Annotated in this window: 24 protein-coding genes; all 24 read right to left on the bottom strand. The window is 58.9% G+C overall.

The genetic code is table 11. The annotated features are described in order from the left end of the window. Positions 1 to 45: 45 nt before the first annotated feature. A complete protein-coding gene (gene recA / locus EAV92_RS05385; protein WP_123040112.1) occupies positions 46 to 1,095 on the bottom strand; it encodes a recombinase RecA in 1,050 nt (349 codons plus the stop codon). 309 nt (positions 1,096 to 1,404) lie between these two features. Continuing rightward, on the bottom strand, positions 1,405 to 2,658 hold the full coding sequence (locus EAV92_RS05380; RefSeq protein ID WP_123043586.1) for a competence/damage-inducible protein A: 1,254 nt from the start codon (positions 2,656 to 2,658) through the stop codon (positions 1,405 to 1,407). Between the two features lie 2 nt (positions 2,659 to 2,660). Then, on the bottom strand, positions 2,661 to 3,290 hold the full coding sequence (gene pgsA, locus EAV92_RS05375) for a CDP-diacylglycerol--glycerol-3-phosphate 3-phosphatidyltransferase (RefSeq protein WP_123040111.1): 630 nt from the start codon (positions 3,288 to 3,290) through the stop codon (positions 2,661 to 2,663). Continuing rightward, the gene (rimO, locus tag EAV92_RS05370; RefSeq protein WP_123040110.1) at positions 3,287 to 4,615 is read right to left on the bottom strand and encodes a 30S ribosomal protein S12 methylthiotransferase RimO; all 1,329 of its coding nucleotides are present in this window, start codon (positions 4,613 to 4,615) and stop codon (positions 3,287 to 3,289) included. Before rimO ends, pgsA begins: the two co-directional genes overlap by 4 nt. A gap of 129 nt (positions 4,616 to 4,744) precedes the next feature. Further along, complete coding sequence (locus EAV92_RS05365) at positions 4,745 to 5,236, bottom strand: YajQ family cyclic di-GMP-binding protein (RefSeq protein ID WP_123040109.1); 492 nt, start codon at positions 5,234 to 5,236, stop codon at positions 4,745 to 4,747. A 140-nt stretch (positions 5,237 to 5,376) separates the two neighbouring features. Then, entirely contained in the window at positions 5,377 to 6,243 is an 867-nt protein-coding gene (locus EAV92_RS24405; protein ID WP_164472633.1) for a helix-turn-helix domain-containing protein, read from the bottom strand. Positions 6,244 to 6,293: 50 nt separating this feature from the next. After that, complete coding sequence (locus EAV92_RS05355) at positions 6,294 to 7,064, bottom strand: DUF3388 domain-containing protein (protein ID WP_123040108.1); 771 nt, start codon at positions 7,062 to 7,064, stop codon at positions 6,294 to 6,296. A gap of 231 nt (positions 7,065 to 7,295) precedes the next feature. Continuing rightward, positions 7,296 to 7,550 carry a DUF3243 domain-containing protein gene (locus tag EAV92_RS05350; RefSeq protein ID WP_123040107.1) on the bottom strand — a complete coding sequence of 85 codons (255 nt, stop codon included), beginning with the start codon at positions 7,548 to 7,550 and terminating at the stop codon, positions 7,296 to 7,298. Between the two features lie 99 nt (positions 7,551 to 7,649). After that, positions 7,650 to 8,384 carry an elongation factor P 5-aminopentanone reductase gene (ymfI, locus tag EAV92_RS05345; RefSeq protein WP_123040106.1) on the bottom strand — a complete coding sequence of 245 codons (735 nt, stop codon included), beginning with the start codon at positions 8,382 to 8,384 and terminating at the stop codon, positions 7,650 to 7,652. Beyond that, complete coding sequence (gene yfmH / locus EAV92_RS05340; protein ID WP_123040105.1) at positions 8,381 to 9,667, bottom strand: EF-P 5-aminopentanol modification-associated protein YfmH; 1,287 nt, start codon at positions 9,665 to 9,667, stop codon at positions 8,381 to 8,383. Before yfmH ends, ymfI begins: the two co-directional genes overlap by 4 nt. 3 nt (positions 9,668 to 9,670) lie before the next feature. Continuing rightward, positions 9,671 to 10,951, bottom strand: coding sequence for an EF-P 5-aminopentanol modification-associated protein YfmF (gene yfmF, locus EAV92_RS05335; protein WP_123040104.1), 1,281 nt, complete (start codon positions 10,949 to 10,951; stop codon positions 9,671 to 9,673). A 124-nt stretch (positions 10,952 to 11,075) separates the two neighbouring features. Further along, entirely contained in the window at positions 11,076 to 11,861 is a 786-nt protein-coding gene (gene sleB, locus EAV92_RS05330) for a spore cortex-lytic enzyme (protein WP_123040103.1), read from the bottom strand. A 92-nt stretch (positions 11,862 to 11,953) separates the two neighbouring features. Continuing rightward, complete coding sequence (locus EAV92_RS05325; RefSeq protein WP_123040102.1) at positions 11,954 to 14,659, bottom strand: DNA translocase FtsK; 2,706 nt, start codon at positions 14,657 to 14,659, stop codon at positions 11,954 to 11,956. 62 nt (positions 14,660 to 14,721) lie between these two features. Then, the gene (locus tag EAV92_RS05320; protein WP_123040101.1) at positions 14,722 to 14,994 is read right to left on the bottom strand and encodes a YlzJ-like family protein; all 273 of its coding nucleotides are present in this window, start codon (positions 14,992 to 14,994) and stop codon (positions 14,722 to 14,724) included. Continuing rightward, positions 14,991 to 15,743: a ClpP family protease gene (locus EAV92_RS05315; protein ID WP_123040100.1), complete on the bottom strand. Its 753-nt coding sequence runs from the start codon at positions 15,741 to 15,743 to the stop codon at positions 14,991 to 14,993. Before EAV92_RS05315 ends, EAV92_RS05320 begins: the two co-directional genes overlap by 4 nt. Before the next feature lie 137 nt (positions 15,744 to 15,880). Next, positions 15,881 to 17,560, bottom strand: a complete 1,680-nt coding sequence (locus EAV92_RS05310) for a ribonuclease J (protein ID WP_123040099.1) — start codon at positions 17,558 to 17,560, stop codon at positions 15,881 to 15,883. A gap of 298 nt (positions 17,561 to 17,858) precedes the next feature. Continuing rightward, positions 17,859 to 18,734: a 4-hydroxy-tetrahydrodipicolinate synthase gene (gene dapA / locus EAV92_RS05305; RefSeq protein ID WP_123040098.1), complete on the bottom strand. Its 876-nt coding sequence runs from the start codon at positions 18,732 to 18,734 to the stop codon at positions 17,859 to 17,861. 26 nt (positions 18,735 to 18,760) lie between these two features. After that, positions 18,761 to 19,978, bottom strand: coding sequence for an aspartate kinase (gene dapG / locus EAV92_RS05300; RefSeq protein WP_123040097.1), 1,218 nt, complete (start codon positions 19,976 to 19,978; stop codon positions 18,761 to 18,763). 18 nt (positions 19,979 to 19,996) lie between these two features. Further along, positions 19,997 to 21,037 carry an aspartate-semialdehyde dehydrogenase gene (locus EAV92_RS05295; protein ID WP_123040096.1) on the bottom strand — a complete coding sequence of 347 codons (1,041 nt, stop codon included), beginning with the start codon at positions 21,035 to 21,037 and terminating at the stop codon, positions 19,997 to 19,999. Between the two features lie 39 nt (positions 21,038 to 21,076). After that, positions 21,077 to 21,673 (bottom strand): dipicolinate synthase subunit B, encoded by a 597-nt coding sequence (locus EAV92_RS05290; RefSeq protein ID WP_123040095.1) that lies wholly within the window; start codon positions 21,671 to 21,673, stop codon positions 21,077 to 21,079. Next, positions 21,670 to 22,569: a dipicolinate synthase subunit DpsA gene (gene dpsA, locus EAV92_RS05285; RefSeq protein ID WP_123040094.1), complete on the bottom strand. Its 900-nt coding sequence runs from the start codon at positions 22,567 to 22,569 to the stop codon at positions 21,670 to 21,672. Before dpsA ends, EAV92_RS05290 begins: the two co-directional genes overlap by 4 nt. Before the next feature lie 429 nt (positions 22,570 to 22,998). Then, positions 22,999 to 23,442, bottom strand: a complete 444-nt coding sequence (gene dut / locus EAV92_RS05280; protein ID WP_123043585.1) for a dUTP diphosphatase — start codon at positions 23,440 to 23,442, stop codon at positions 22,999 to 23,001. Beyond that, positions 23,405 to 24,685: a M16 family metallopeptidase gene (locus EAV92_RS05275; RefSeq protein ID WP_123040093.1), complete on the bottom strand. Its 1,281-nt coding sequence runs from the start codon at positions 24,683 to 24,685 to the stop codon at positions 23,405 to 23,407. The genes dut and EAV92_RS05275 overlap by 38 nt, the downstream gene beginning before the upstream one ends. A gap of 85 nt (positions 24,686 to 24,770) precedes the next feature. Then, positions 24,771 to 25,760: a polysaccharide deacetylase family protein gene (locus EAV92_RS05270; protein ID WP_420888822.1), complete on the bottom strand. Its 990-nt coding sequence runs from the start codon at positions 25,758 to 25,760 to the stop codon at positions 24,771 to 24,773. Between the last annotated feature and the right edge of the window lie 31 nt (positions 25,761 to 25,791).

Below are 25,791 nucleotides of genomic sequence, written 5' to 3'. Positions count from 1 at the left end.
AAAAGCAAAAAAGCGGCAGGCGAAGCTGCCGCTGGATTGCATGAATTATTCGAAGTCCGGTTCTTCTTCGTCGTCATCGGACGAGAATGCCGCCGGTTTCGCCGAAGCCGCAGCGCTCAGGGTCGCTTCGCGGATCTGCTTCTCGATCTGCCAGGAAATCTCGGTATTGTCCTTCAGGAACTGCTTCGCGTTCTCCCGGCCTTGTCCCAAGCGTTCGCCGTTATAAGAGAACCAAGCGCCGCTCTTCTGGACGATATCCATCTCGACGCCGATGTCGACGATGCTGCCTTGCTTGGAAATGCCTTCTCCGTACATGATGTCGACTTCCGCTTGCTTAAACGGCGGCGCGACTTTGTTCTTGACGACCTTGATGCGGGTGCGGTTGCCGACGACGTCGTTGCCCTGCTTCAGGGATTCGATGCGGCGGACGTCCAGGCGCACGCTCGCGTAGAACTTCAATGCGCGGCCGCCGGGAGTCGTCTCCGGGTTGCCGAACATGACGCCGACCTTCTCGCGCAGCTGGTTGATGAAGATCGCGATCGCCTTCGACTTGCTGATGGCGCCGGACAGCTTCCGCATCGCTTGCGACATCAGGCGGGCTTGCAGGCCGACGAAGGAATCTCCCATGTCGCCTTCGATTTCCGCTTTCGGAACGAGAGCCGCTACGGAGTCGACGACAATGATGTCGACCGCGCCGCTGCGTACGAGCGCTTCCGCGATCTCAAGCGCCTGTTCCCCCGTATCCGGCTGGGAGAGCAGCAGTTCGTCAATGTTGACGCCGAGCTTGCTGGCGTACAGCGGATCGAGCGCGTGTTCGGCGTCGATGAAGGCCGCTTGTCCGCCGGCGCGCTGCACCTCGGCGATGGCGTGCAGGGCGACGGTCGTCTTACCGGACGATTCCGGTCCGTACACTTCGATGATTCTTCCGCGCGGGAATCCGCCGATCCCGAGCGCGATATCCAAGGCAAGAGATCCGCTGGAGCACGTCTCTACTTGCATTTGTGCGTTTTCTCCGAGTTTCATGATGGAACCTTTACCGAATTGCTTCTCAATCTGGCGCAGGGCCATCTCCAATGCGGCGCGACGATCTGACAACACACCCACATCCTTATCTCGTTTAATAAATTCATCATAGCCTTTTTTCTATCGTTTGCCAAGCATTTTGAGAACATTTGTTCGTTTTATTTGCGAAAAAGAACCGCAGCAAAGTATTCTTCGCTACGGTTCTTCCGCAACTTTCGATAAAACTTTACCATACCGTCGTTCCGTTGACAACCGTTTTTCGCAATTTTTTGGTCCCGGCGGGACAATAATAGACCCAGTATAGCGAAATGTAAAAGGATAAGTAACGCTCGTTTACTTAAACCCGGCCGCAAAATCACCTAACCCGTGCCAACGCCGCGCTTATTCCCGGCCGGTCAGCGCCAGCCACAACCGATAGAGCGCGCGCTTCGACGCGCGCAGGCGGATGCCCTCGCGGTCGCCGGACAGCTGCAGCTTTTCCGTACGGGTCGGTTTCCCGCGTTCGGCCAGCCCGAGGTACACGAGCCCGACGGGCTTGCCTTCGGACGACGCGGGACCGGCCACGCCGGTCACCGACACGCCGAAGTCCGAATCGGCAAAGCGGCGCGCGCCCTCCGCCATCGCGGCGGCCGTCTCTTCGCTGACCGCGCCGGGCGCGCCCTCCCCCTCGAGCAGCCCTTCGGGCACGCCGAGCAAATCCCGCTTCACCGCGTTCGTATAGCTGACGACGCCTCCCAGGAACGCATCCGCGCTTCCCGGCACCGTCGTCACCATCTCCGCGACCATGCCGCCGGTGCAGCTCTCCGCCAGCGCGAGCGTGCGCCGCTGCCGGAGCAGCAGCCGCATCACTTCCGTCTCGATCGGGATATCTTCCTCCGCGTACAGGAAACGATCCGTCCGGCGGCGGATTTCGACCAGCGTCGATTCCATCTTCCGCTGCGCCTCTTCGGCATTCGGCGCCTTGGTGGACACGCGCACCGCGACTTCGCCTTCCTTGGCATACGGCGCGATCGTCGGATCGCTCTGCTCCCGCACGAGATCGATCAGCAGATCCTCGAGCGCGGACTCCCCGATCCCGGCGAAACGCATCATGACGGAATGCAGCGTATCCGCCTGCCCGAGCAGTTCCCTCAACCATGCCGAGGCGTCGTTCTCGAACATCGGCTTCATTTCCCTCGGCGGTCCGGGGAGCAGCAAATAATGCGTCCCGTCCGCCGACAAAGCGTTGCCGATCGCGAGCCCCGTGTTGTTCCGCAGCGGCGTCGCGCCCTCGACGAGCAGCGCCTGCTTGCGGTTGCTCTCGATCAACGCGGCTCCGCGGCCCGCGAACATCTCCTCCAGCTTGCGCATCGTCGGCTCATGCTCTTCCATGCCGCGTCTCAAATACGCGGCAACCGCGTCGCGGGTCAGATCGTCCATCGTCGGGCCCAGCCCTCCCGTGAACACGAGCAAATCCGCCCGTCCGCGCGCCAATTCGATCGTTTTCAACAGCCGGTCCATATTGTCGCCGACCACGGTCTGATAGTAAACGTCAATGCCCAGCTCCGCCAAACCCCGCGACAGAAACTGGGCATTCGTGTTTACGATTTGACCGAGGAGCAGCTCCGTGCCGACCGACACGATTTCCGCTCTCAAGCTCATACGTTTCGGCGCACCTCTTTCTCAGCCGGGCCGGACGTGCCTGCCGGCGGATCGGATACCGGAATGAGATTTTTGTTTTTGACGAAGTAGTCGATCCCGGAATAGACGGTAATCAGAACGGCCGCCCATACGGCGATCAGGTCGATACGAACGTCGATGAAGTTAAACGGGAAATTGTTGATCAAGAGCACGATGATCATCGCGATCTGGATCGCCGTTTTCCACTTGCCCCACTGGCTGGCCGCCACGACGGTACCGTCGAGCAGCGCCACCTGGCGAAGGCCGGTGACCGCCCATTCGCGGCTGATGATGATAATGGCGACCCAAGCGCCGAGTTTGCCCATCTCGACCAGCGAGATCAGCACCGCCGCCATGAGCAGCTTGTCGGCCAGCGGATCGAGCAGCTTGCCGAGGTTCGTCACGATTTTGCGCTTGCGCGCGATATAGCCGTCCAACCCGTCCGTGCTCGCCGCGATGATGAACAGGAGCAGCGCGACGATCTGGTTATAGGAGATGGAGTAATCCCCCATGACCAGCACGCCGAGATCCAAACGAACGAGCAGAACGAACGTGATGATCGGAACGATGAAAATGCGGGCAAGGGTTATCTTGTTGGCTAAGTTCACGCGATTCCCTCCCCGGAAAGGTCGTATTCGTAAGCGTGGGTGATGCGGACCCGGCGGATGTCGCCGATTTCCGCGCGGATGCCGCTGATGTACACTTCGCCGTCGATTTCTGGCGCGTCGAATTGGCTGCGGCCGATAAAGACGTCGCTCCGTCCGTCATACCGCTCGACGAGCACTTCCAGCGTGCGTCCGACGTATTTCGAGGCGTTCTCCTGGGCGACTTGGCGCTGGATTTCCATCAGCGTGCTGGCCCGGGTTTCTTTCACCTCGTCCGGAATTTGATCCGGCAGCCGGCTGGCCGGCGTATCCTCTTCCTGCGAATAAGTGAACACGCCGAGGCGGTCGAATTTCATTTCGCGGACGAACTCGCACAGTTTGGCGAAGTCTTCCTCCGTCTCGCCGGGAAAACCGACGATCATCGAGGTGCGAAGCGCGACTTCCGGGATGCGCGCGCGGATTTTGGCGACGAGCTCGCGAACGTCGCGCTGCCTGCCGGGGCGTCTCATCCTCTTCAGAATGGCATCCTCGCTGTGCTGAAGCGGCATGTCGATATATTTGCAGATTTTCGGATTCGTCGCCATCGTCTCGATCAGCTCGTCGGTGAAAAAGCCCGGATACGCGTAGTGCAGCCGCACCCATTCGACGCCTTCCACCTCGGAGACGCGGTTCAGCAATTCCGGCAGCTTGAAGCCCTCGTACAGGTCCACGCCATAGTTCGTCGAGTCCTGCGCGATCAGGCTGATTTCCTTCACGCCTTGTGACGCCAGGTTCTCCGCTTCCGCCACGATCGATTCGATCGAACGGCTGCGGAATTTGCCTCGCATGATCGGAATGCTGCAGAACGTACAAGCGTTGTCGCAGCCTTCGGCTATTTTAACGTATGCAGTATGGCGGGGCGTGGAAAGCAGCCGAGGCAGTTTTTCTTCATAAGTAAAAACGGGGTTGCCCACGTAAACCGGCTTGCGTCCGTGGAGCGCCTCGTCGATGATCCCGTTGATGTTGTGGAAATCGCCCGTTCCGACAATCCCGTCGATTTCCGGCATTTCCTCCATCAGGACCTGCTTATAACGCTGAGTTAAGCATCCCGACACGATCAGGGCTTTCAGCTTGGCCGTTTCCTTCAATTCCGCGAGGCTGAGAATCGTGTTGACCGATTCTTCCTTGGCGGCGTCTATAAATCCGCAGGTATTGACGATTACGACGGTCGCGTCTTCCGGCTTCTCTACAAGGGTAAATCCCCGTTGGTGAATCAGTCCGGACATGATTTCCGAATCGACCAAATTTTTCTCGCAGCCGAGCGTGACGACGCTGACTTTCTCCGGCATCGATGACTTCCCCCAAACGTTCGTCCATTCTTGTCCCCAACAGTATAATCCCATGGCCCTAGACGTGTCAAAAGACGCGCGGGCCGCCGTTTCGCGGGTTAGCGGGCGGCCCGGCGAATCACGCATCCATTATCGATAGTTCGTGAATTGCAGTTCCAACGGCAAATCGGCGCCCTTGAGCAGCGACATGACGGACTGCAGATCGTCCTTGCTTTTCCCGGTTACGCGGATTTGGTCGCCTTGGATTTGGCTTTTCACCTTCAATTTGGAGTCGCGGATCAGGATGTTGATCTTTTTGGCGTTGTCCTGGTCCACGCCCTGGCGGAGCTTGATGTTTTGCTTGACGGTCGCCCCCGAGGCCGGTTCGATTTTCCCGTAGTCGAGGTTGCGGATCGGAACGCCGCGTTTGAGCAGCTTTGTCTGCAAAATGTCGATGACGCTTCCGAGTTTATAATCGTCGTCCGATCGGACCACGATCTCTTCTTTTTCGAGAACGATGCTGCTTTTGCTGCCTTTGAAATCAAAACGGTTTTCGATCTCTTTCATCGATTGCGTAATGGCGTTTTTGACCTCTTCCATGTCGACTTTCGAAACGATGTCGAAAGAATATTCCGATGCCATGGGACGACTTCCTTTCCGGTTTCCTGTTTTTCCCTACATTATAACATGAGGCGGATTTCCGCCCAAACAAGTGCAGTTCCCAGCCCGCAAAAAAGGCCCTCCGAAGAGGACCGTGCCGTACCGGGTCGGAATACGAAAATTTAAGGCTGCGCGGCGGCGTCGACCGGCGTGAAAAGGAAACGGGCGCGGTCCGCCTTGTCCCCGTCGTCGAACGGCGTGCCGTCGATCGTCACTTTCGCGTTGTCCGCGCGGCCCATGTTGACGTAGATCGGCTGCGTCAAGTCGAAGTAAAGCGTCTGCGGCGCGTCGGCCGCTCGGATCATTTTGCTGTACAGCGATTTGCCGGACCGGCTCTTTTCGTTGACGTCGATCCAGCAATCCCCGGTTACTTCCAGCACCAGCTGGCGCGCGCCTGTCGTCGATACGTCCACGTACTGCACCGTTCCCGATTTTTTGCCGAGCGTGTACGTCACGGCAGGAGACGGCGGGGCGGAGGACTCGGACGGTGACGGGCTCGGCGTTACCGTTTCGGAAGGAACGGGCGTCGAAGCGGACGGCGTAGCGATTTCCGTGGAAATCGGATTATCGTTGATCTCGCTTGGCGTCTTGTCGGCGTTTTGCTGCAGATACACATAGATGACGGCGACGATGAGGATCGGGAACAGCCACATGAGCAGCGTCACCGAGACTTTGCCCCAACGGTCGTTATGCTGGGTGCTTCTCCGGCTTTTCTTCATCATGGGTTCCGCCGGAATCGCTTCGACCGACGCCGGTTTAGGAAGCTCTTTCTGGTAGAGGCGCAGCACTTCCTCCGCGTCAAGCCCGACGGTTTCGGCATAGGTTTTGACGAATGCGCGCACGTAGAAAGACCCGGGAAGCACTTTATAGTCGCCCGTCTCGATCGCTTCCAGGTACCTTTTGCGGATTTTGGTCGCTTCCTGGACGTCGTCGAGCGTGTAACCCCGCTGTTCGCGCGCTTTGCGAAGCAGGGCTCCCAAATCGGACATGTCTCTCACCTCCTGGGGGTTTCTCCGTCCGGAAAGATGTTATGTACGGTTCAGAAATCGTCGTTCAAGCCGGCCGTCGTGAAGTTCTCATACGTGATTTCCTCGTCCGGCGAATTGCGGAGTTCCACGATGCAGTCGAACAGGTCGTAATCGTATTCCGACTCGCGGATGAAGATGTCGGGGTGCTCGATGACCTTGACCGAAGGCATGGCCATCAAATCTTTGAGCAGGTTGTAATGCTTCTCGTTCGAACGGATCGTGCTCACGATGCCGTCGATGATAAACACGTTGCTCGGGTTCATTTCCTCTTCGGAGAGCTGGCTTCTCACCGTCTGCCGAAGCAGCGTGGAAGAAACGAACGTCCAGCGCTTGCCCGCGCACACGCTTCCCGCGATGATCGATTCGGTTTTGCCTACGCGCGGCATGCCGCGAAGGCCGATCGTCTGATTGCCTTCCATCTTGAACAGCTCGCCGAGAAAATCGACCAGCAGCCCGAGCTCGTCGCGCGTAAAACGGAACGTTTTCCGGTCGTCGGAGTCCCGTTCGATGTAGCGTCCGTGCCGCACGGCCAAAATATCCGTCAGCCTCGTGGGACGGAGTTTGTTGACGGTGATGTTCTCCACCTTCGTCAGCATTTTGCCGAGAAGCTCGATCTTCTCTTCGTCGTCGGTTTGCAGAAGCATGCCGCGCGCGCGGTCCTCCACCCCGTTGATCGTCAAAATATTGACGCCCAGCATCCCGAGCAGGGAAGCGATATCCCCGAGAAGGCCGGGCCGGTTTTTGTGAATTTTATATTCCATATACCATTGTTTCGGCTCCATGACGCACCTCATCCGATGAACAGAACACATTCCGTATTCGTTATTTCTCTTTTATTCTACAACGCTCCCCATTCTCCTGCAAAATAAAACGACGCGATAGCGCCGAAAGTCCCGATTTTAAGCCCCGCGGACAGAAAGCCTCCCGAAGGAGGCTTTCAGATGAATCCCGCAAAGGCGACGATCCCCTTCGAATGAGTACCGAATGGCTCACGCGGGTTTCGGCGGAGCGCGTTATTGGTTCTGTTCGGCCAGCTTGACCATCAGGCTCGCCATGCAGTGGCGTTCGGATTCGCTGCCGACGTCCCAAAGCTCCTTCAGAACGCGCTCTTCCTCGTTCTTCGGATCGACTTTGTTGTCGAGGAACTCGCCGATCTCAAACGCCAGCTTGGTGATCGTGTCTTCGCCGATGCCTGCGTTTTTGGCGGCCGCCACGCGGTCCCCCAAAAATTTCTTCCAGGTGTCGAAACTGCTCAGTACCGTCGACATCGAGATGAGCCTCCTTCGCGTTGTGTCAGCCTGCGTTCCCTCATGCCGAAGCAAACGGGAAACAAGCCTTGACGTTACTATTCCCACGCGAAGAAGGCCTTATGCCGACCAGCCGCCGTTGATGCCGAGAACCTGGCCCGTGATGTAACCGGCGTCGTCCGACGCGATGAAGCGGATCAAATCCGCCACTTCGTCGGGCCGCCCCAACCGGCCTAAAGGAACGTCCCGGCAAATCGCGAGCCGATCCTCCTCGGTCAGATCAGCCAGCATATCCGTCTCGATCGCTCCGGGAGCAACCGCATTCACCGTGACGCCGGACGAAGCGAGCTCCCGGGCCATGGATTTGGCGAAGGCGTTCAACCCGCCTTTGGCAGCGGCGTAAGCCGCTTCACCCGAGGCCCCGATGACGCCCCAGATGCTGGACAAATAAACGATTCTCCCCCACCGCCTCCAGGCCATGGCCGGAGCGAACAGGCGGGTCAAGCGGTAGGCGGCCTTCAAATGAACGCCCATGATGTCGTCCCATACGTCTTCCCCGCAATCCCCCAGCAAGCCGTAAAACGCCGTTCCGGCGCTGTGAACGAGAATGTCCGGGGCCCATTCCATCGCGTCGAGGCTCGATTTCAATTCGGCGAGCGAAGCGCCGTCCCTGACGTCGGCTCGGACGACTTCCGCGCGTGCGCCGAGCTTACGGCAGTCTGCGGCCACGCGTTCCGCGGCGTCACCGGAGGCGAAGTAGGGGATGACGATGTCGGCCCCTCCCGCCGCCAAACGGCGGGCCGCGGCGGCACCGATGCCGCGCGATCCGCCGGTGACGAGCGCTTTGCGGTTCACGCGGAACCGCTCCGGACGACGGAGACCGCCAGCCGGTCTTCGGAGACGTGCTCGCGGAGCCTGGCGTTAATATCCTCCGGCGTCAGGCTTTCGATCAGCTCCACGACGCGGAACAGGTCGCCGCCCTTGTGACGGTAACGCGTGAATTCCCCTGCGATCGCTTCCGGGCTGTTCATCATGCGGAGAAACGTGCCGATCCGTTTGCGCCGCGTTCGTTCGAACACTTTAGGGTCGATTCCCCGCTCCGCCGCTTCGAATAAAGCGCCGCAAACCCGCTTCCTCAGTTCTTCCGGATCCCGGGTTTCCCCGCCGATCACGGAGAATGCGAACCCGGGCCCCGTATTGTACTCGTGCCCGAAGTTGTCGGAGATCAGATTGTCGTCGTACATTTGCTGGTACAGGGGAGAGCTCGGCCCCAGCAGCGCCTCGAGCATCAGCTTGCTCGCCAATTCCCGGCGGATCGTCTCTTCGCCCGCCGAAGGGCCCGGATCTTCCTTGAAGCCGAACAAGCATTTCGGCAGCGAAACCGGCAGCTCGATTTGGCGCAGCGGCTCCCGAACCTGGGCGGGTTCCTGCTCGAATATCCGCTCGATTTCGCCGCCGGGCGAGAACGATTTCGCCGCTTGGTTGTTCTTAATCAAGTCCATCGTGGAGGCGGGATCGATTCCTCCTACGACGAACAGGGTCATGTTGGAGGGATGATAAAACGTGTGGTAGCAGTCGTAAAGCATCTCTTTCGTGATCGACCGCACCGTTTCGGCCGTTCCGGCAATGTCGATATGCACCGGGTGCTTCAGGTAAAGCGCTTCGATCAAGCCGAAATAAACCCGCCAATCGGGATTGTCGCGGTACATGTCGATTTCCTGGATGATGATCCCTTTTTCCTTCTCGACGTTTTCGTCCGTGAAATAGGGATTTTGCACGAAATCGATCAGCGTAACGAGATTCTCCTCGATCTGCCCGGTTGCGGAGAAGAGGTAAACGGTGCGATCGAAGCTGGTATACGCATTGGATGATGCGCCTTGGACGGCGAACCGGGAGAACACGTCTCCTTCCGGCTCTTCGAACATTTTATGCTCAAGGAAATGAGCGATGCCGTCCGGCACGGAGATCGGTTCCCCGCCCGGCGGCCGAAAACGGTTGTCGATGGAGCCGTATCGCGTCGTGAAGGTTGCGTAAGTTTTGGTGAAACCCGGCTTCGGAAGCAAATAGACCTCGAGCCCGTTGTCCAGCTTCTCGTGCCAGATCGTCTCCTGCAGTTTGGGGTATTCCAGCTTCTCCATCTCTTAAGCTCCCCCTTTCTTGTCGCGCAGGAAGTAGATCGTGTCCAGCTTCACGCCCTGGGCCGCAGCGACGATCTGCTCCGGCGTTACGGCTTCGAGATCGGCGATGAATTGATCCGCCGTTCTCTCCTTGCCCGAAACGATCGCATTGTAATCGAAACCGATGCGCTCGAACGCGGAATCCTGGATTTCCCTCAGCTGGTTGGACAGCATCGCCTTCGTGCGGCCCAAGTCGTCCGCGGCGAATTCGCCCCTCTTCATCGCGGCCAGCTGTTCGCGGATAATGTCCACCGCTTTCTCGTAGTTCGGGATCTCGATGCCCGATTGGATCGTCATGAGCCCCTTGTGGCCGTCCAGACGGGAAGAGGCGTAATACGCCAGGCTGGCTTTCTCCCGTACGTTGACGAACAGTTTCGAGTGCGGAAACGCGCCCAGCAGACCGTTGTACAACAACAGCGCAGGATAATCCTCGTCACCGTAAGTGCTGGCGACGCGAAGCCCCATGTTCAATTTGCCCTGCCCCACGTCCAGCCGTTCGACGATCGTCTGGACCTGCTCCCTCGCGGGAACGAGGACGGGCTTGGAGTACCCGGACGGCGTTCCGTCGGGCAACCGAAAAGCCTGTCTGGCGAAGGATTCCACTTCCTCCAGGGTCGTGTCTCCCGCGACGTACAGGTCGAAGGCCGCCTTCTCCAGCCATTGCCGGTAGTGGGAATAGAGCGAAGCCGCGTCGATACCGGCCAGCTCTTCCTTGCGGCCCAGCGACGGCAGCCGGTACGGATCGCCCTTGCACATCTCTTCGGTGCAGCGTTCCGCGGCATAACGGATTTTATCGTTGATGATCGCTTCGATCCGTTTGGTCACGGTCGTTTTCTCGGCTTCCACGTAACGGGAACGGAAACGGCCGTCCTCCAGGGCAGGCGCCGTCACGGCTTCGCCCAAATACCGGAGGGCTTCTTTCAGCAGCGATTCGTTGGTGGAGACAAACCGGTCGTTGATCATGTCGATGCGGAATTGGACGACCTGATGGTCGCCCCGTTTGTACAGGTCGAATCCGAATCCGGCGCCGTATAACTCATCCAGCTTTTCCCGGAAAGCGATCGTCTCGGGATAGCTCTCCGTCCCCCTCCGAAGCACGAAAGGGGTGAGCGCCGTCGGCGTCACCCCGGATTCGGACAGAGGAACGCCCGCGAACAGCGAAACGGCGAACGTTTTGAAGCGTTTTGTCGGCAGCACGTGAAGGCGGAGCCGCCCCAGCGTGCCGCGTTCAAATTGTTCCGGCATGGTCCCTCAAGCCCCTTTGCGTATAAGTCGCTTCCCGTCTCCAAACCGGTACGGGTGCACAGTCAGCCCCATTCTAACCGATGGGACAACCGGGAAGCAAATGATGGAAAAGCCGGGGCGCCGCTTAACGGCAAAAAATATGTTTGCCGATCGTTTTATACTGCGGCCGCGACCAAATCCACTTGGAAGTGGCGGTTTCCGGGTTGAAGTAATAGAGGCAGCCGTCGGTCGGATCCCATCCGCTCAGCGCGTCTTTCACCGCTTTCAGGGCGTTGGCGTTCGGAGTCAGCCAAATTTGGCCGTCGGAGACCGCGGTGAAAGCGCCCGGCTGGAAAATGACCCCGGTCGGCGTATTCGGAAATTCCGCATCGCGGACGCGGTTCAGGATGACCGCCGCCACGGCGACTTGCCCCTCGTACGGCTCGCCGCGGGATTCCCCGTAGACGGCGTTGGCCATCATTTTCAGGTCCTTGTCCGTAAAGCCGTTGTTGTTCGAGGCCGGGAGCGATTGCGCGCGTTCCGTTCCGCCGGCTCCCGCTTTCCCTCCGGCTGCGCCGCCCGCGGTTCCCGGAGGCAGTTCGGCGGCGGTCGGCTTCCAGTCCTTCGTCGCTTTCCAAAGCTTCAGCTTCGTCTTGGGCCCCACGACGCCGTCCGCTTTCATGCCGAACTTCCATTGGAACCACTTAACGGCGTTTAATGTCGAGGAGCCGAATTGGCCGTCCACTTTGCCGTTGAAGTAGCCGAGATGCTTGAGCCGACCTTGGAGTTCATAAATATCTTTACCGGACGACCCTTGCTTCAATATCGTCGTTCCGAACGTTTCGCGGCTGTGGTTGGCATGGTCGAGCCTGAACAAAGCCAGCAAACCGAAAACGAGGCAGAACGTCAAAATCACGAGACGATACCTCACCTTGCGCTCACGCCTTTCTCATCACATGGGTTGTCGCCCGTTAGTATGAGAAAGGAGAAAGGCTCTTATACCCAATTCCGGGCAAAGGGAGCTTAGGATGGGATGCGCTGTTGGTACTGTTCCATGGACATCAGCACTTCGCGCGGTTTGCTGCCCTCATAAGGCCCGACGATGCCTTTGGCCTCCATCGAGTCGATCAGCCGCGCGGCCCGGGTATAACCGATCCTCATCCGGCGCTGGAGAAGCGATACCGAAGCTTGTTTCGCCTCGAGAACGATTTGCACGGCTTGGTCGAACAGCTCGTCCATGATTTCGTTTTCGGCTTCCGCCTCCGTCTCGTCGATCTCCGGCACGAGCTCTTCATTGTATTCGGCTTCGGCCTGACCGCGCGCGTGGCCGACGACCGCTTCCACTTCGCTGTCCGATAAGAAAGCGCCTTGCACGCGGATCGGCTTGGACGCCCCCATCGGAAGGAAGAGCATGTCGCCGCGGCCGAGCAGTTTCTCGGCTCCGACCATATCCAGAATCGTTCTCGAGTCCACTTGGGACGACACGCCGAACGCGATCCGGCTCGGGATGTTGGCCTTGATGACGCCGGTGATGACGTCGACGGAAGGCCGCTGCGTCGCGATGATCAGATGGATGCCGGCCGCGCGCGCCATCTGCGCGAGGCGCGTGATGGCGTCTTCGACGTCGCCGGCCGCGACCATCATGAGATCCGCGAGCTCGTCGACGATGACGACGATGTAAGGCAGCACGCCGTCGGGGTTGTCCCCGCTCAGCATGAGCGCGTTATAGCCTTCGATGTTGCGCGTCGCCGATTTGGAAAACTTCTCGTAGCGCTTTTCCATTTCCACGACGATCTTCTTCAGCGCGAGAGAGGCCCGGCGGGGATCGGTGACGACCGGCGCCAGCAAATGCGGAATGCCGTTATACACGTTCAACTCGACCATTTTGGGGTCGATCATCAGGAATTTGACTTCGTCCGGCTTCGCTTTGTACAGCACGCTCGTAATGATGCCGTTGATGCACACGGACTTACCGGAGCCCGTCGCGCCCGCAACGAGAAGATGGGGCATCTTGGCGAGGTTGCCGACGATCGGCTGTCCGGAAATGTCGCGCCCGAATGCGACCGTCAGCTTCGACGGCGCTTCCTGGAACGCTTGCGTCTCCACGACCTCGCGGAGCGTAACGACGCTGACCTCGTTGTTCGGCACCTCGATGCCGATCGCGGATTTGCCCGGGATGGGCGCTTCCATCCGGATATCCTTCGCGGCGAGCGCCAGCGCGATGTCGTCGGTCAAACTGACGATGCGGCTGACCTTCACGCCGACGTCGGGCTGCAGTTCATATCGCGTGACGGCCGGGCCTCTGGCCACGTCCAGCACTTTCGCGCGAACGCCGAAGCTCTCCAGCGTCGCCTCGAGTTTGCGGGCCGTGTCGATATAGTCGTTGGCGTTGCCGGATTTGCTGCCGGCGGCCGGCTTGTCCAGCAGCGAAACGCCTGGAAGTCTGTAGGGTTTCGGTTTTTTCTTGGGTGCCGCAGGTTTCGCGGCCGGTGTTTCCGCAGCGGAATCGGCCTTCTCAGCTTCGGGCGGCACTTCTCCAGCCTCGACTCGGGAATCCGGATCATCCGGCAAGCCGGCCTCGTCGTCCCCCCACTCCGCATGCTCTTCCGCTTCGTCTTCCTGCCATGGAGCGGCGGTCGTTTGCGCTTGGACCGTGAAGTCGGTGAACCGCGGACCGGACAGCTGTTCCGGCGCATGCGGCGCATCCGCTCTCTCCGTGTCGATCTTCTGCGTTTCTTGGCGTTTGTCCGGGCGCGCCCCGGGAGCGGAAGCGGAAGCGCCGTTCCATTCCGGTTCCTCCTCGTCTTCCCAAGCGTCTCCCGGACGGTCTTCCGTTTCCCTTTCCGGTTTGCCATGGAACAGCTGGAAAAACAAAGGCGTTTTGCGTTGCTGAGGCGTGAACGGAAGCTCGTCCAATCCGTCGTCGTCCGGCAGCGGTTCCGGCGCGATCTGCGCTTCGCGTTTGCCGGCCGGCGCCACGGGTACCGCCTTCGCGGATTGCAGCTTGCGTCCCGAAGACAAACGGGCGGCCAACAATGGCATGACGCGCAGGAGGAACAAGCGGATCGAGCGGCCCATTTCTACGTAAGAGCGGTTCGTGATCAGCAGAATCGAGATCGCGAACTGTATGTACATGATGAATTTGGCGCCATAATAGCCGAACATCCAATAAAACACGGAATATTGGAGGGCGCCGAGCATGCCGCCTCCGATGTCTTTTTCCCAAGGCTTGAGTTCTGCGGCGGAAACGACGGATGGGTCCGTTGCCTCGCCCGTCCCCTCGCCTGTTCCGTCTGTCTGAATTTCAGTTGTGTCTTCCGGCGCGGCGGGATCCGGAGGATTGAGGACTTGACTGCTGAGCGCGGAGCCCATCTGCTTGATGATATTGGGAGCGCTCACAGCTTCGACCGGGGCGAGCCGGCTTTGCGCGAAGGAGATCGTGCTCATCAGCGTGCACGCGAGGCAGAACAAGAGAAAGCCCGACCGCCTGGGCGTCCACCCTCGCGGCCATTGCCTTTTCATCATGACGTACAACCCGATCCAAATGCCCAAGAGGGCCATAAGAAAATAAAATTTGCCCAGCACGAGGCTGGACAGGCTGGTCAAGGCCCAAGCGCCGCGGCCTTCTCCATAGAAGGTGATGACGGAGAGGGTGATCAGCAGGATGCCGTATATTTCGTATTTGAGGTTCGTTCCGAACGAAGCCCTTTTCTTTTTGCGTTTGGCCAATCATGCCACCTCCCGGTTCAACATTATACCACAGTTGGCGGGAGGTTGGCAGACGCGGCGCCTTATGGCAGATAAGGAGAAGCCTCGAAGCCCGAGTCGTACGAAGGCGACGGGGCCGGGTCATCGGTATAGCTAACCGTTTGTCCGGGAGCGAACTCCGGCTTCAGGTAACAATCGAGCGGCGCGCTCAGCAGCCGTTCGATCGTTCCGATGCCTGGCGCCACCGGACGGACCCGCATCGTGACCCCGCGCACGGTAATATCCAGGAATGGACCAGGCGCATGATCCCAGCCGTCAAAAACCAATTCGTGCGGCATTACGGTATACAGGCTCATTGGACCACGTTCCCCTGTGTCATTTTGCGTTCCGCGATCAGACGGTTCAAATGGCGAAGGGCGTCGCCCAGGCCGCCTACCGCATTGATGAGCCCGTGTTTGACCGCATCCGCCCCGATGACGGTCGTGCCGATGTCCCGGGTCAGTTCTCCCGTTTTGAACATCAGTTCCTTGAATGTCTCTTCGCCGATATTGGAATGACGGGTGACGAACCGGACCACGCGCTCTTGCATTTTCTCCAGGTATTCGAACGTTTGCGGAACTCCGATGATCAAGCCGGTGAGCCGAATGGGGTGGATCGTCATCGTAGCCGTCTCCGCGATCAGCGTATAATCCGCGGACACCGCGATGGGCACCCCAATGGAATGACCGCCTCCAAGCACGATCGCCACCTTGGGCTTAGACATGGAAGAGATCATTTCAGCCATGGCCAGGCCAGCCTCGACGTCTCCCCCCACCGTATTGAGCACGATGAGAAGCCCTTCGATTTTCGGATTTTGCTCCGCCGCCACCAGTTGGGGAATGACATGCTCGTACTTGGTCGTCTTGTTCTGAGGCGGGAGCATCATGTGCCCTTCGACCTGGCCGATGATGGTGAGACAGAAAACGTTGCTTTCATTGGTCGGGACGACCGTCTGGCCCAGTTGAACGACCGAGTCGACCGCGGACGAATTCCGGCGTTCTTCGGCGGGATTCAAGCCGGGATTCGGCTGCTCGCCGCTGTTGTTTTGGATCGTGATCGAATCCATCGCTGGATGCCCTCCTTTGGCCCTTTATGGCAGGCTTAGTATGAGCCAAAGAACAGAAAAAAACCGTTTCCCCCGGCCCTGACGGCCGAGCGGAAACGGTTTTCATGAGTGTTGGCGGTGCTCGTGATCGGTAATCCTCACACTTCCATAATGATTGGCAGGATCATCGGTCTTCTTTTTGTTTGTTCGTACAGGAAACGTCCGAGCGCGTCTTTGACGTTCGTCTTCAGCGACGCCCACTCGTTCACGTTTTCGTTCATCAATTTATGCAGGGTGCCGGTCACGATGCGGTTCGCTTCCTCGAGCAGCCCTTCGGATTCGCGCACGTACACGAAACCGCGCGAGATGATGTCCGGTCCGGACAGAATCGTGCCGTCTTGCTTGCTCAGCGTGACGACGACGACCAGGATGCCGTCCTGGGACAGCAGCTTCCGGTCGCGGAGAACGATGTTCCCCACGTCGCCGACGCCCAGTCCGTCGATCAGCACGTTGCCCGCCGGGATTTTGCCGGCTTTGCGGCCGACGCCGTTCTGGAATTCGACGGTATCGCCGTTGTCGATCAGGAAAATTTTATCCTTCTCGATGCCGACGGCCTCGGCAAGCAACCCGTGATGCCTCAGCATCCGGTATTCGCCGTGGATCGGGATGAAATATTCCGGACGGATCAGGTTGAGCATCAGCTTCAGCTCTTCCTGGCTGCCGTGGCCGGAAACGTGCACGCCGGATACCGAGCCCGGTCCGTAAATGACGCTGGCGCCGAGCCGCATCAATTCATCGACCGTGCGGCCGACGTATTTCTCGTTGCCCGGGATCGGCGTCGCCGAAATGACGACCGTATCCCCCGGCAAAATGTCGATCTTGCGATGCGTAGAGCGAGCCATTCGCGTAAGCGCGGACATCGGCTCGCCTTGGCTGCCCGTCGACAGAACGACGACGCGGTCCGCGGGGAGCTTGTTCACTTCTTCAGGCTCGATGAGCATGCCTTCCGGAATGTTCAGGTAACCGAGCTCCGAAGCGATCGTCACGATGTTGACCATGCTGCGGCCGATGACCGTCATCTTGCGCCGGGTTTCCATCGCCGCATCGATGACCTGCTGGATCCGGTGCACGTTCGAAGCGAACGTCGCCACGACGACGCGCTGCTTGGCACGGCGGAAAATCTCCTCGAATTCACGGCCGATGTTGCTCTCCGACGGCGTGAAGCCGGGGCGTTCCGCGTTCGTGCTGTCCGACAGCAGGGCGAGGACGCCGCGCTTGCCGATTTCCGCCATCCGCTGCAGGTCGGCGTACTGCTCGTTCACCGGCGTATGGTCGAATTTAAAGTCGCCCGTATGAACGACGATGCCTTCCGGCGTTTCCAGACAGACTCCGACGGAGTCCGGAATACTGTGGTTCGTGCGGAAAAAGCTGGCTTTGATCGTACCGAGCGTCAATTCCGAGTCGGCGTTGATCAAAATGCGCTTCGTGTCTCCGAGCAGTCCCGCTTCCTTCAGCTTGTTCTCGATCAGGCCGAGCGTCAGCTTGGTTCCGTACACCGGGACGTTCAGATGTTTCAGGACGTAAGGCAGGCCGCCGATGTGGTCCTCATGCCCGTGGGTAACGAGGATCCCTCTTACTTTTTCGCGGTTATCCGTCAAGTACGTGATATCCGGAATGACGACGTCGATGCCGAGCATTTCCTCTTCCGGGAATTTCAGGCCCGCATCCACGACGACGATGTCGTTCGCGTACTGGATGCAGTACATGTTTTTCCCAATCTCGCCGACGCCTCCCAGGGCAAAAATCAGCAATTTGTCTGCGTTGTTCTTCTTGGACAAGTCTAGTACCTCCATATCATTTCGACGATCCTTACCATATGAAATTGTCAAGTTGCAAATATTGGCCGCACCCAATCACTCGCAACCATTATACATGAAGGGAAAGACCAATTACAAGGTGGTTCCGCTTACCGCGGATTGTTGCTCCGTAAGCATAATGTCCCCATCCGAAGGCCAATCGAAACCGGATACGCGCGGGCAATTCCGTCCAAACCGGGCACCGTTTTCGATAAATAAAACGAAAAACCGGCGCCGATTGGCGCCGGTCCGTATCATCGTGAATGCGTATGAAGGCCGTTTAGCCGAGTAGTTCGCGGAGGAATGCGGCTTCGTCTTCGGTGACGTCGACAAGCGGCAAACGAACGCCGCCGACAGGCAGTCCGCGAAGCGTAAGCGCGTATTTGACCGCCACCGGATTCGGCACGGGATGAGGGCAGCTGAACAAACCCTTGAACACGGGGAACAGTTCTTGGTTGATCGCGATCGCTTCATGGACGCGGCCCGCCTTGAACGTCTCGATCAGGTCTTTCATGCGCGGACCGACGATATGGCTGGCGACGCTGACGATGCCGTAACCGCCTACGGCCAGCGTCGGCAGCGTGAGGCCGTCATCACCGGAATACAGGACGAAACCCTCGGGCGCGCCTTTGATGATTTCCGTCATCTGCTCCAGGGAAGCACATTCCTTGGTGGCGACGATGTTCGGGATCTGGGCGAGCCTCAGCGTCGTTTCGACCGAAATGCTCGTCACCGTCCGGGACGGCACGTTGTAGATCATGATCGGCAGCCTCGTCGCTTCCGCGATCGCCTTGAAGTGGCGATAAACGCCCTCTTGAGAAGGTTTATTGTAGTAAGGAGTAACGAGCAGCGCTCCGTCGACGCCGACTTCTTCGGCTTTCTTCGTCAAATGGACCGAGTGCGCCGTTTCGTTGCTTCCCGTGCCCGCAATCACTTTGCAGCGGCCTGCGACGTGTTGGACGGCGAAGCGATACAGGCTGATCTTCTCTTCGTCGGTGAGCGTCGGAGATTCGCCGGTCGTCCCGGAAACGACGATGGCGTCGGTTTTCTGCTCGTCGATCAGGTAATCGATCACCTTGCCGGTCATGTCCCAATCGATTTCCAGCTTGTCGTTGAAAGGAGTCACCATTGCCGTGATCAATTGTCCGAAGTTCATCTGTCTATATCCTCCTCAGTGAAACCCTATGCGATGTGCAATTCGAACGCGGCATGCAGCGCTTCGAGCGCCGCGGCCATCTCCGTCTCGGAGACCAGCACCCAGATGGTGGTGTTGGAATCCGCCGATTGCAGGATCGAAATCTGCCGGTTCGTTAAAGCTTCCACGATTTTGGCCATGACGCCGGGCTGACCGTTCATGCCTCCGCCGATGACCGAGAGCTTGGCGCAGCCCGGAATAACGCGGGGTTCGAAGCCGAGCTCGCGGAGCAGCCGGATCGCCGCGTCCGTATCGGCTTCCTTCACGGTGTAGTGAACGGCGCTCGGCATCACGTTGATCAAATCGACGCTGATGCCGTTCGCCGCCATCGCCCGGAAAACCCGCAGCTGCAGGTCGTAAGGCGCATTGTCGGACGTAACGCTCAATTGGGTTACGCCTTGAAAGTGCGCCAGCCCCGTCACGGTGCGGTCCGTCCATCCCGGACGGCTGCGCGCGGCTTCCGAATACGTCACAAGCGTACCTTCACCGTCGGAGAAGGTAGACCGAACGCGAATGGGTACGCCGGCCTTCATCGCGATTTCGACCGCCCGCGGGTGAATGACCTTGGCTCCGTTATGGGCCATGTTGCTGATCTCTTCGTAGCTGACGACCGGAAGCGGCCGCGCATCTTTCACGACGCGAGGGTCGGCCGTGAGGATTCCATCGACGTCGGTGAAAATGTCGACGACTTCCGCATGCAGCGCGGCCCCCAAAGCGGTGGCCGTCGTATCGCTGCCTCCACGCCCGAGGGTCGTGATTTCCCCTTCTTCCGTCCGGCCCTGGAAGCCGGCCACGACGACGACTTTCCCGGTCTCCAGGTGAGACCGGATCGCCGCCGGTTTGACATCCAGAATGTGCGCCGAGCCGAACCGGCCGTCGGTGATGATGCCGGCTTGCCCGCCGGTCAACATCGTGGCGGGAATGCCTTCCGCGTTCAGCAAGCTGGTCAACGCGGAAGCCGATATGATCTCGCCGCAAGAGAGAAGCAAATCCCTCTCGCGGTCCTGCAGTCCGTTGCCGTTGCGCCGGATAAGGTCAAGAAGCGTATCCGTCGCATAAGGCTCGCCGCGCCGTCCCATGGCGGAGACGACGACGACGAGCCCCCGATCGTTGTTTCTTTCCCGAACAATATGACGGAGGACGTGGCGCCGGCCGATCTCGTCGGACACCGACGTTCCCCCGAATTTTTGGACGGTCACGATCATATGGAAATTCCTCCGCTCTTACGCTTGCGGAATGGCGATATATTCGGCGATTTGCACCGCGTTCCAGGCCGCGCCTTTAAGCAGGTTGTCGGATACGATCCACAGGTTGAGCGCGCGCGGGTTCGAGAGATCCCGGCGAACGCGGCCGACGAATACGTCGTTCCTTCCGGCTGCGTCGGTGGCGAGTGGATAGCGCTGGTTTTCCGGATCGTCCACGAGGGTGACGCCCGGAGCGTCCGCCAGCAGGGCTTTCACTTCGCCGATATCGAATTCTTCCTTCAGTTCCACGTAGACGGATTCGGAATGCCCGTAGACGACCGGTACGCGCACGCACGTCGCCGTCACTTCGATCGAATCGTCTCCCATGATTTTTTTCGTTTCCTTGATCATCTTCATTTCTTCCAGCGTAAAGCCGTTGTCCTGGAACTTGTCGATCTGCGGGATGACGTTAAACGCGATCTGGTGTTTGACCGGCAGCGAACCGACCGGCAGAATGTCCGGGTTGGCTTCGTTGCCGTTCAGCACCTCGCGGCTTTGGCGGAGCATCTCGTTGATCGCTTTGGCGCCGGCGCCGGAAACGGCTTGATACGTGGACACGATGATGCGGGAAATGCCGAAACGGTCGTAAAGCGGCTTAAGAGCCGCGACCATTTGGATCGTGGAGCAGTTCGGGTTGGCGATGATGCCTTTATGTCCGCTGATCTTGTCGATGTTCACTTCCGGTACGACGAGAGGCGTCTCCGGATCCATGCGGTAAGCGTTCGTATTGTCGATGCATACCGCGCCGTGCCGAACGGCGTGCGGAATCAAAGCGCGGCTAACGTCTCCGCCGGCGCTGAACAGCGCGATTTCCACGCCTTCGAAGCTTTCCGGAGTCGCTTCCTCTACCGTCAGCTCCTGCCCCTTGAAGGGGATCTTGGTGCCGGCGGAACGGGCGGACGACAAAAGCTTCAAAGATTGGATCGGAAAATCGCGTTCTGCGAGAAGTCTAAGAATCTGTTCCCCGACGGCGCCCGTAGCTCCCACTACGGCGACGTTAAACAACGTTTGATCGGACATTTGGTCTCCCTCTCTCCTATGCGTACGGCAAAAAATATATTAAGCGTTTTGGAAACGCTCAATGAGCATGGGCTGTAACTGTTTCCCTTGCAGTGCGGCTTCGCAAGTCTCCATGACGAGATCCATGCGGGCGACCAGAGAGTTGGGCTTTCCCTGCGGATTGTCTTGGCCAAAGGGGACGAAGTACACGTTCTTGGTCACCAGAAGCTTGGCGATGTTCGCCGCGTTCAGACCGAGACCGTCGTTAGTGGAGATTGCGAGCACGAGCGGCCTGCCGTTACGCATCTGCGCCTTAGCCGCCATCAGGACGGGGCTGTCGGTCATCGCGTTAGCCAGCTTGCTGGTCGTGTTCCCCGTGCAGGGAGCGATGGCGAGGACGTCGATCCGTTTGGACGGACCGAGGGGTTCGGCATCCACGATGGATGAAATGAGTTCGTTGCCGGTAATGTTGCGGAGCTCGGTTTGCCAATGCTCCGACGTGCCGAAACGGGTATCCGTCGTCATGATCGAAGTCGATACGATCGGGATGACCTCCGCGCCGGCGTCCACGAAACGCTGAATATGCGGCATGACTTCCGGCAGCGTGCAATGCGAGCCGGACAGCGCGTAGCCGACGGTGATTCCCTGCCAATTCATGGCGCACTCCCCCGTTGCCCTTTGTCTTCCAGAATGATCTGGGTCAGACTGTTGGCGATGATGCGACCTGCCGTTTTGGGTGCTACGATGCCGGGCAAACCGGGCGCGAGAAGCGCCTTGATTCCCCGCTTCTCGGCGAAGCGAAAATCGGTGCCCCCAGGCTTCGAAGCCAGGTCAATAATGCAGGCGCGCAAAGGGAGTTGGGCGATCACTTGTGCTGTGACTATCATAGTCGGAATCGTATTAAAAAGCAAGTCGATATTCCCCGATTGCCGCGCCAGATCAGGCATGTAGAAGGGTTCGAAGCCCATCTCGAAAGCCCTCGCGAACGAGTCTTCCCGACGGACTCCGGCCTTGATTTTAGCCCCCAAACCTTGCAGCGTTCTCGCGAGCGTCAGACCCGTGCGTCCGAGGCCGAGAACCATGCATTGGGAACCGTGGATGGTAATGTCCGTGTTCTGGATCGCCATCATGACGGCGCCTTCCGCCGTCGGGATGGAGTTGTAAATAGCGACGTCGTCCCTCTCGAACAGTTCTACCAAATCCGTATGGTGTTTTTCGCAGAGCTTCCTGAGAAAAGGCTTCGCCATGCCGCAATAGATTTTAGAGGATTTGGGAAGCGCCGACAGATGGGCGTCGGTCAGCTTCATCTCCCGGTCGGTGAACACGGCGGATACCGTGCCGTCGTCTTCCGTTCCGACCGCGGGAAGCAGCAGGGCGTCGGCCTCGGCCAAAATGTCCGGCGACCATTCCGCCTTGACGACGCCGGGAAACGGCATGTCGAGCCGGTCGAATCCCGCGATGGTGACCGATGCGTCCAATTCGGTCAGCCGCCGGATCACCTCGAGCTGCCTGGCGTCGCCGCCGGCCAGCACGACTTGCACTCCCGTTAGCATGAAGGGTCGATCCCTCCTTCCGTATGCTTGCAAGCATATAGCACATCGTATGCAAGGGCCCAGATTCGGGTGCCATTCCCAGCGCCGGGACGGGAGGAACTGTTGCTGAAGAGGGATGCTTGGTGTGGTGGGAGTGAAGTTCTTTTGGTCGTAAATGATGGATAGTCATGCAGGCAATCGCATGCGGTAAGTGGGTTTTGCACAATTACAGGAGAGAAGTCGCGGGAAACGCCGCTGTAAGTAGGATTTGCACAACTGGAGGAGGATTTTAAAGTGAGATTCGAAAAAGCGGCCTTCCAATTGTGTTTTTTCGAACTAAGGCACCTCCTTCCCGTTCCAAGGGTCGAATAATTGTGCATTTCGGACTTACAGCATTCCGCGCAAAAAAAGCCGCCCGGACTCTTGGTCCGAACGGCTTGCTGCTATGCCTTATTTCCCCGTATGCCCGAAGCCGCCTGCGCCGCGAACGGTGTCCGGCAGCTCGTCGACCTCTTCCAGCGACACCTGCGGCACCCGCTGGAACACGATTTGGGCGATCCGCTCTCCCCGCCCGATCGCGAACGGCTCCTGCCCCAGATTGATCAACAGCACCTTCACCTCGCCGCGGTAATCGGCGTCGATCGTGCCCGGCGTGTTCAAACACGTGATGCCGTGTTTGAACGCCAGACCGCTGCGCGGCCGGACCTGGGCTTCGAGCTCCCGCGGCATCGCCATCGCGAAGCCCGTCGGGACGAGCGCCCTTTGCCCGGGCGCCAGCACCAGCGGCTCGGCTACCGCCGCATGGACGTCGAATCCGGCTGCCCATTCGGACATTTGCTTCGGCAGCGGGATGTCCTCATTCCCCGGAAGCCGCTTCAACTGAACTGGATACAACGAACTCCCTCCCGATTCCCGACAACACTTTCTCCTGCCCGCCGACCAGCGCGATCGCGCAAGGCGCATCCATGAGCTTGTTCATCATGCCGCGGATGTCGTCCATCGACACGCGGTCGATGCGTTCGAGCATCTCGTCGAGCGTGTAATGGCGGCCGAGCATGAGCTCGTTTTTGCCCAGCCGGTTCATCCGGCTGCTCGTGCTTTCCAGGCTAAGGATCAGGTTCCCCTTCAGCTGCTCTTTGCCCCTGGAGAGCTCAGCTTCGCTTAATCCGTTGGCGTGCACCTCTTGGAGCACTTCCATCGTCAAATCGTAAACGTCCTTCGTCTGCTTGGGCGCCGTTCCGGCGTAAACCGTAAACAGCCCGCTGTCCGCATAGGACGTATGGTAGGAATAGACGGAATACGCCATGCCGCGTTTCTCCCGGATTTCCTGGAACAGCCGCGAGCTCATGCCTCCGCCGATCGTATTGTTCAGCAGGATCATGGCGTACAACTTGGGATCCGAAATCGAACAGCCCGGAAACGTCAGGCACAGATGGTTCTGCTCCGTTTTCTTGCGATGGAACAGGCTGCCCGAGCGGAATACCGGCGCCTCCCATTCCCCTTCCGAGCCCGTCACGTCGAATTGCCCGAAGTGCCGTTCGATGAGTTCCAGCACTTCCTCGCCGACGTTGCCGGCGATGCTGATGACCGTGTTGTCCGTCCGGTAGCGCTGGTTCATGTACCGGCGAAGGTCCTGCGGACCCATCGGTCCCAAACGCTCGGCCGTTCCCAGGATGGAGGCGGCAAGCGGATGATCCCCGAACGCGGCGCGCGAAGAAAGGTCGTGCACGGTGTCGTCGGGCGTATCCTCGTACATCGAAATTTCCTCGAGGATGACGTTTTTCTCCTTCACCAGCTCGGTGTCGGCGAGCTGCGAGTTGAAAAACATGTCCGCCAGCACGTCCACCGCGATCGGAAGGTGCTGATCCAGCACTTTGGCGTAATAGCACGTATATTCCTTGGAAGTAAAGGCGTTTACGTTGCCGCCGATCCCGTCGAAGCGGTCGGCGATATCCTTGGCCGAATGACGTTCCGTTCCCTTGAACAGCATATGTTCGACAAAATGGGAAATGCCGTTGTCATCCGGGGATTCGTTGCGGGAGCCGGTTTTGACCCAGATGCCGAACGAGACCGACCGGCAAGTCGGAATCGGTTCGATCATGACGCGCAAACCGTTTTTCAATTGATACTTGTTCACCCGTTTTCCCCCTCGCGATGATTGAATTCACTATACCAAATTCCGACAATTGCCACAACCGAGGCGATACCCGTTCGCCGACAGGTTAACGGGAAGGCGAATCGACGCGGACGGCCGATAACGTTTCCGAAACCGTGCCCAATCGGTAGCCTTTTGCTTGAATCGTCGAGATGATTCCCTTCAGGGAATCGCGGGTGGATGCCGTCGGATGCATGAGGACCAGCTGTCCGGGGCCGATTTTTCGGGCGATTTTGGCGATGACGGAGGCAGGCGGCGGATTTTTCCAATCCACCGTGTCGACCGTCCACAGTACCGTTTTCAGCCCGAACTCCGCCGCCGCCTTGACCGTCCTCTCGTCGTAATCGCCGGAAGGAGGCGCGAACCAGCGGTTGCGGACGCCTAATTTTTTCAGCAGTTCTTCCGTTCTGCCGATCTCCCGGCGCTGACGCGCCATGTCCAGTCGGCTCATATCCGGATGAGTATAAGCGTGATTGGACAATTCGTGGCCTTTGGCCAGAAGCTGCTTCGCGGTCTCCTCATGCCGGGAAAGCCAGGACCCGTCCAGGAAAAAGGTAGCTTTCACGTTTTCCGCATCCAGCGTGTCCAACATCGAAGGCAAATATTCGTCGCCCCAAGCCACGTTGATCATGAGGGCGACCATCGGCTTCGCCGGATTCCCCCGGTAGATCGGCTGAAGGGGAAGGTCGTCCAATCCGACGGCAGGAGGAATGTCGCGGTAGACCCAGGGAAAGCCTTCGTCGTCCGGCATCAATCCCGAAGCTTTGGCTTTCGCGTAGGTCGCAGCCGTATCCACGATACGTCCATTGTACCCCGGAATGGCCTTCCAGACCCGGTCGATGACGGCGTTGGAAGGTTCGATCTTCCGTTTGGCCGCTTCTTCTTCCACCCACTGCCGCAGGGTTTTCCCGGTCCGGCCATCCTCCCCGAACGCGGCGATGCCGGTTTCGCGCTGTTTCACCGCATGAATGTACGGAGCCATCGGTCCGTAAGCGCCGGCGAGCCAAACCGCGGACAAGACGACCAGCATCGTCGCCAGCCTGCCGGGGGATTTCATCTTCATGGCCAGGAACACCTCTTGTCCGTAT

The organism is Cohnella candidum, from assembly GCF_003713065.1.
GTDB classification, from domain to species: Bacteria; Bacillota; Bacilli; order Paenibacillales; family Paenibacillaceae; genus Cohnella; species Cohnella candidum.
This window is presented reverse-complemented; position numbering and strand designations above follow the sequence as displayed.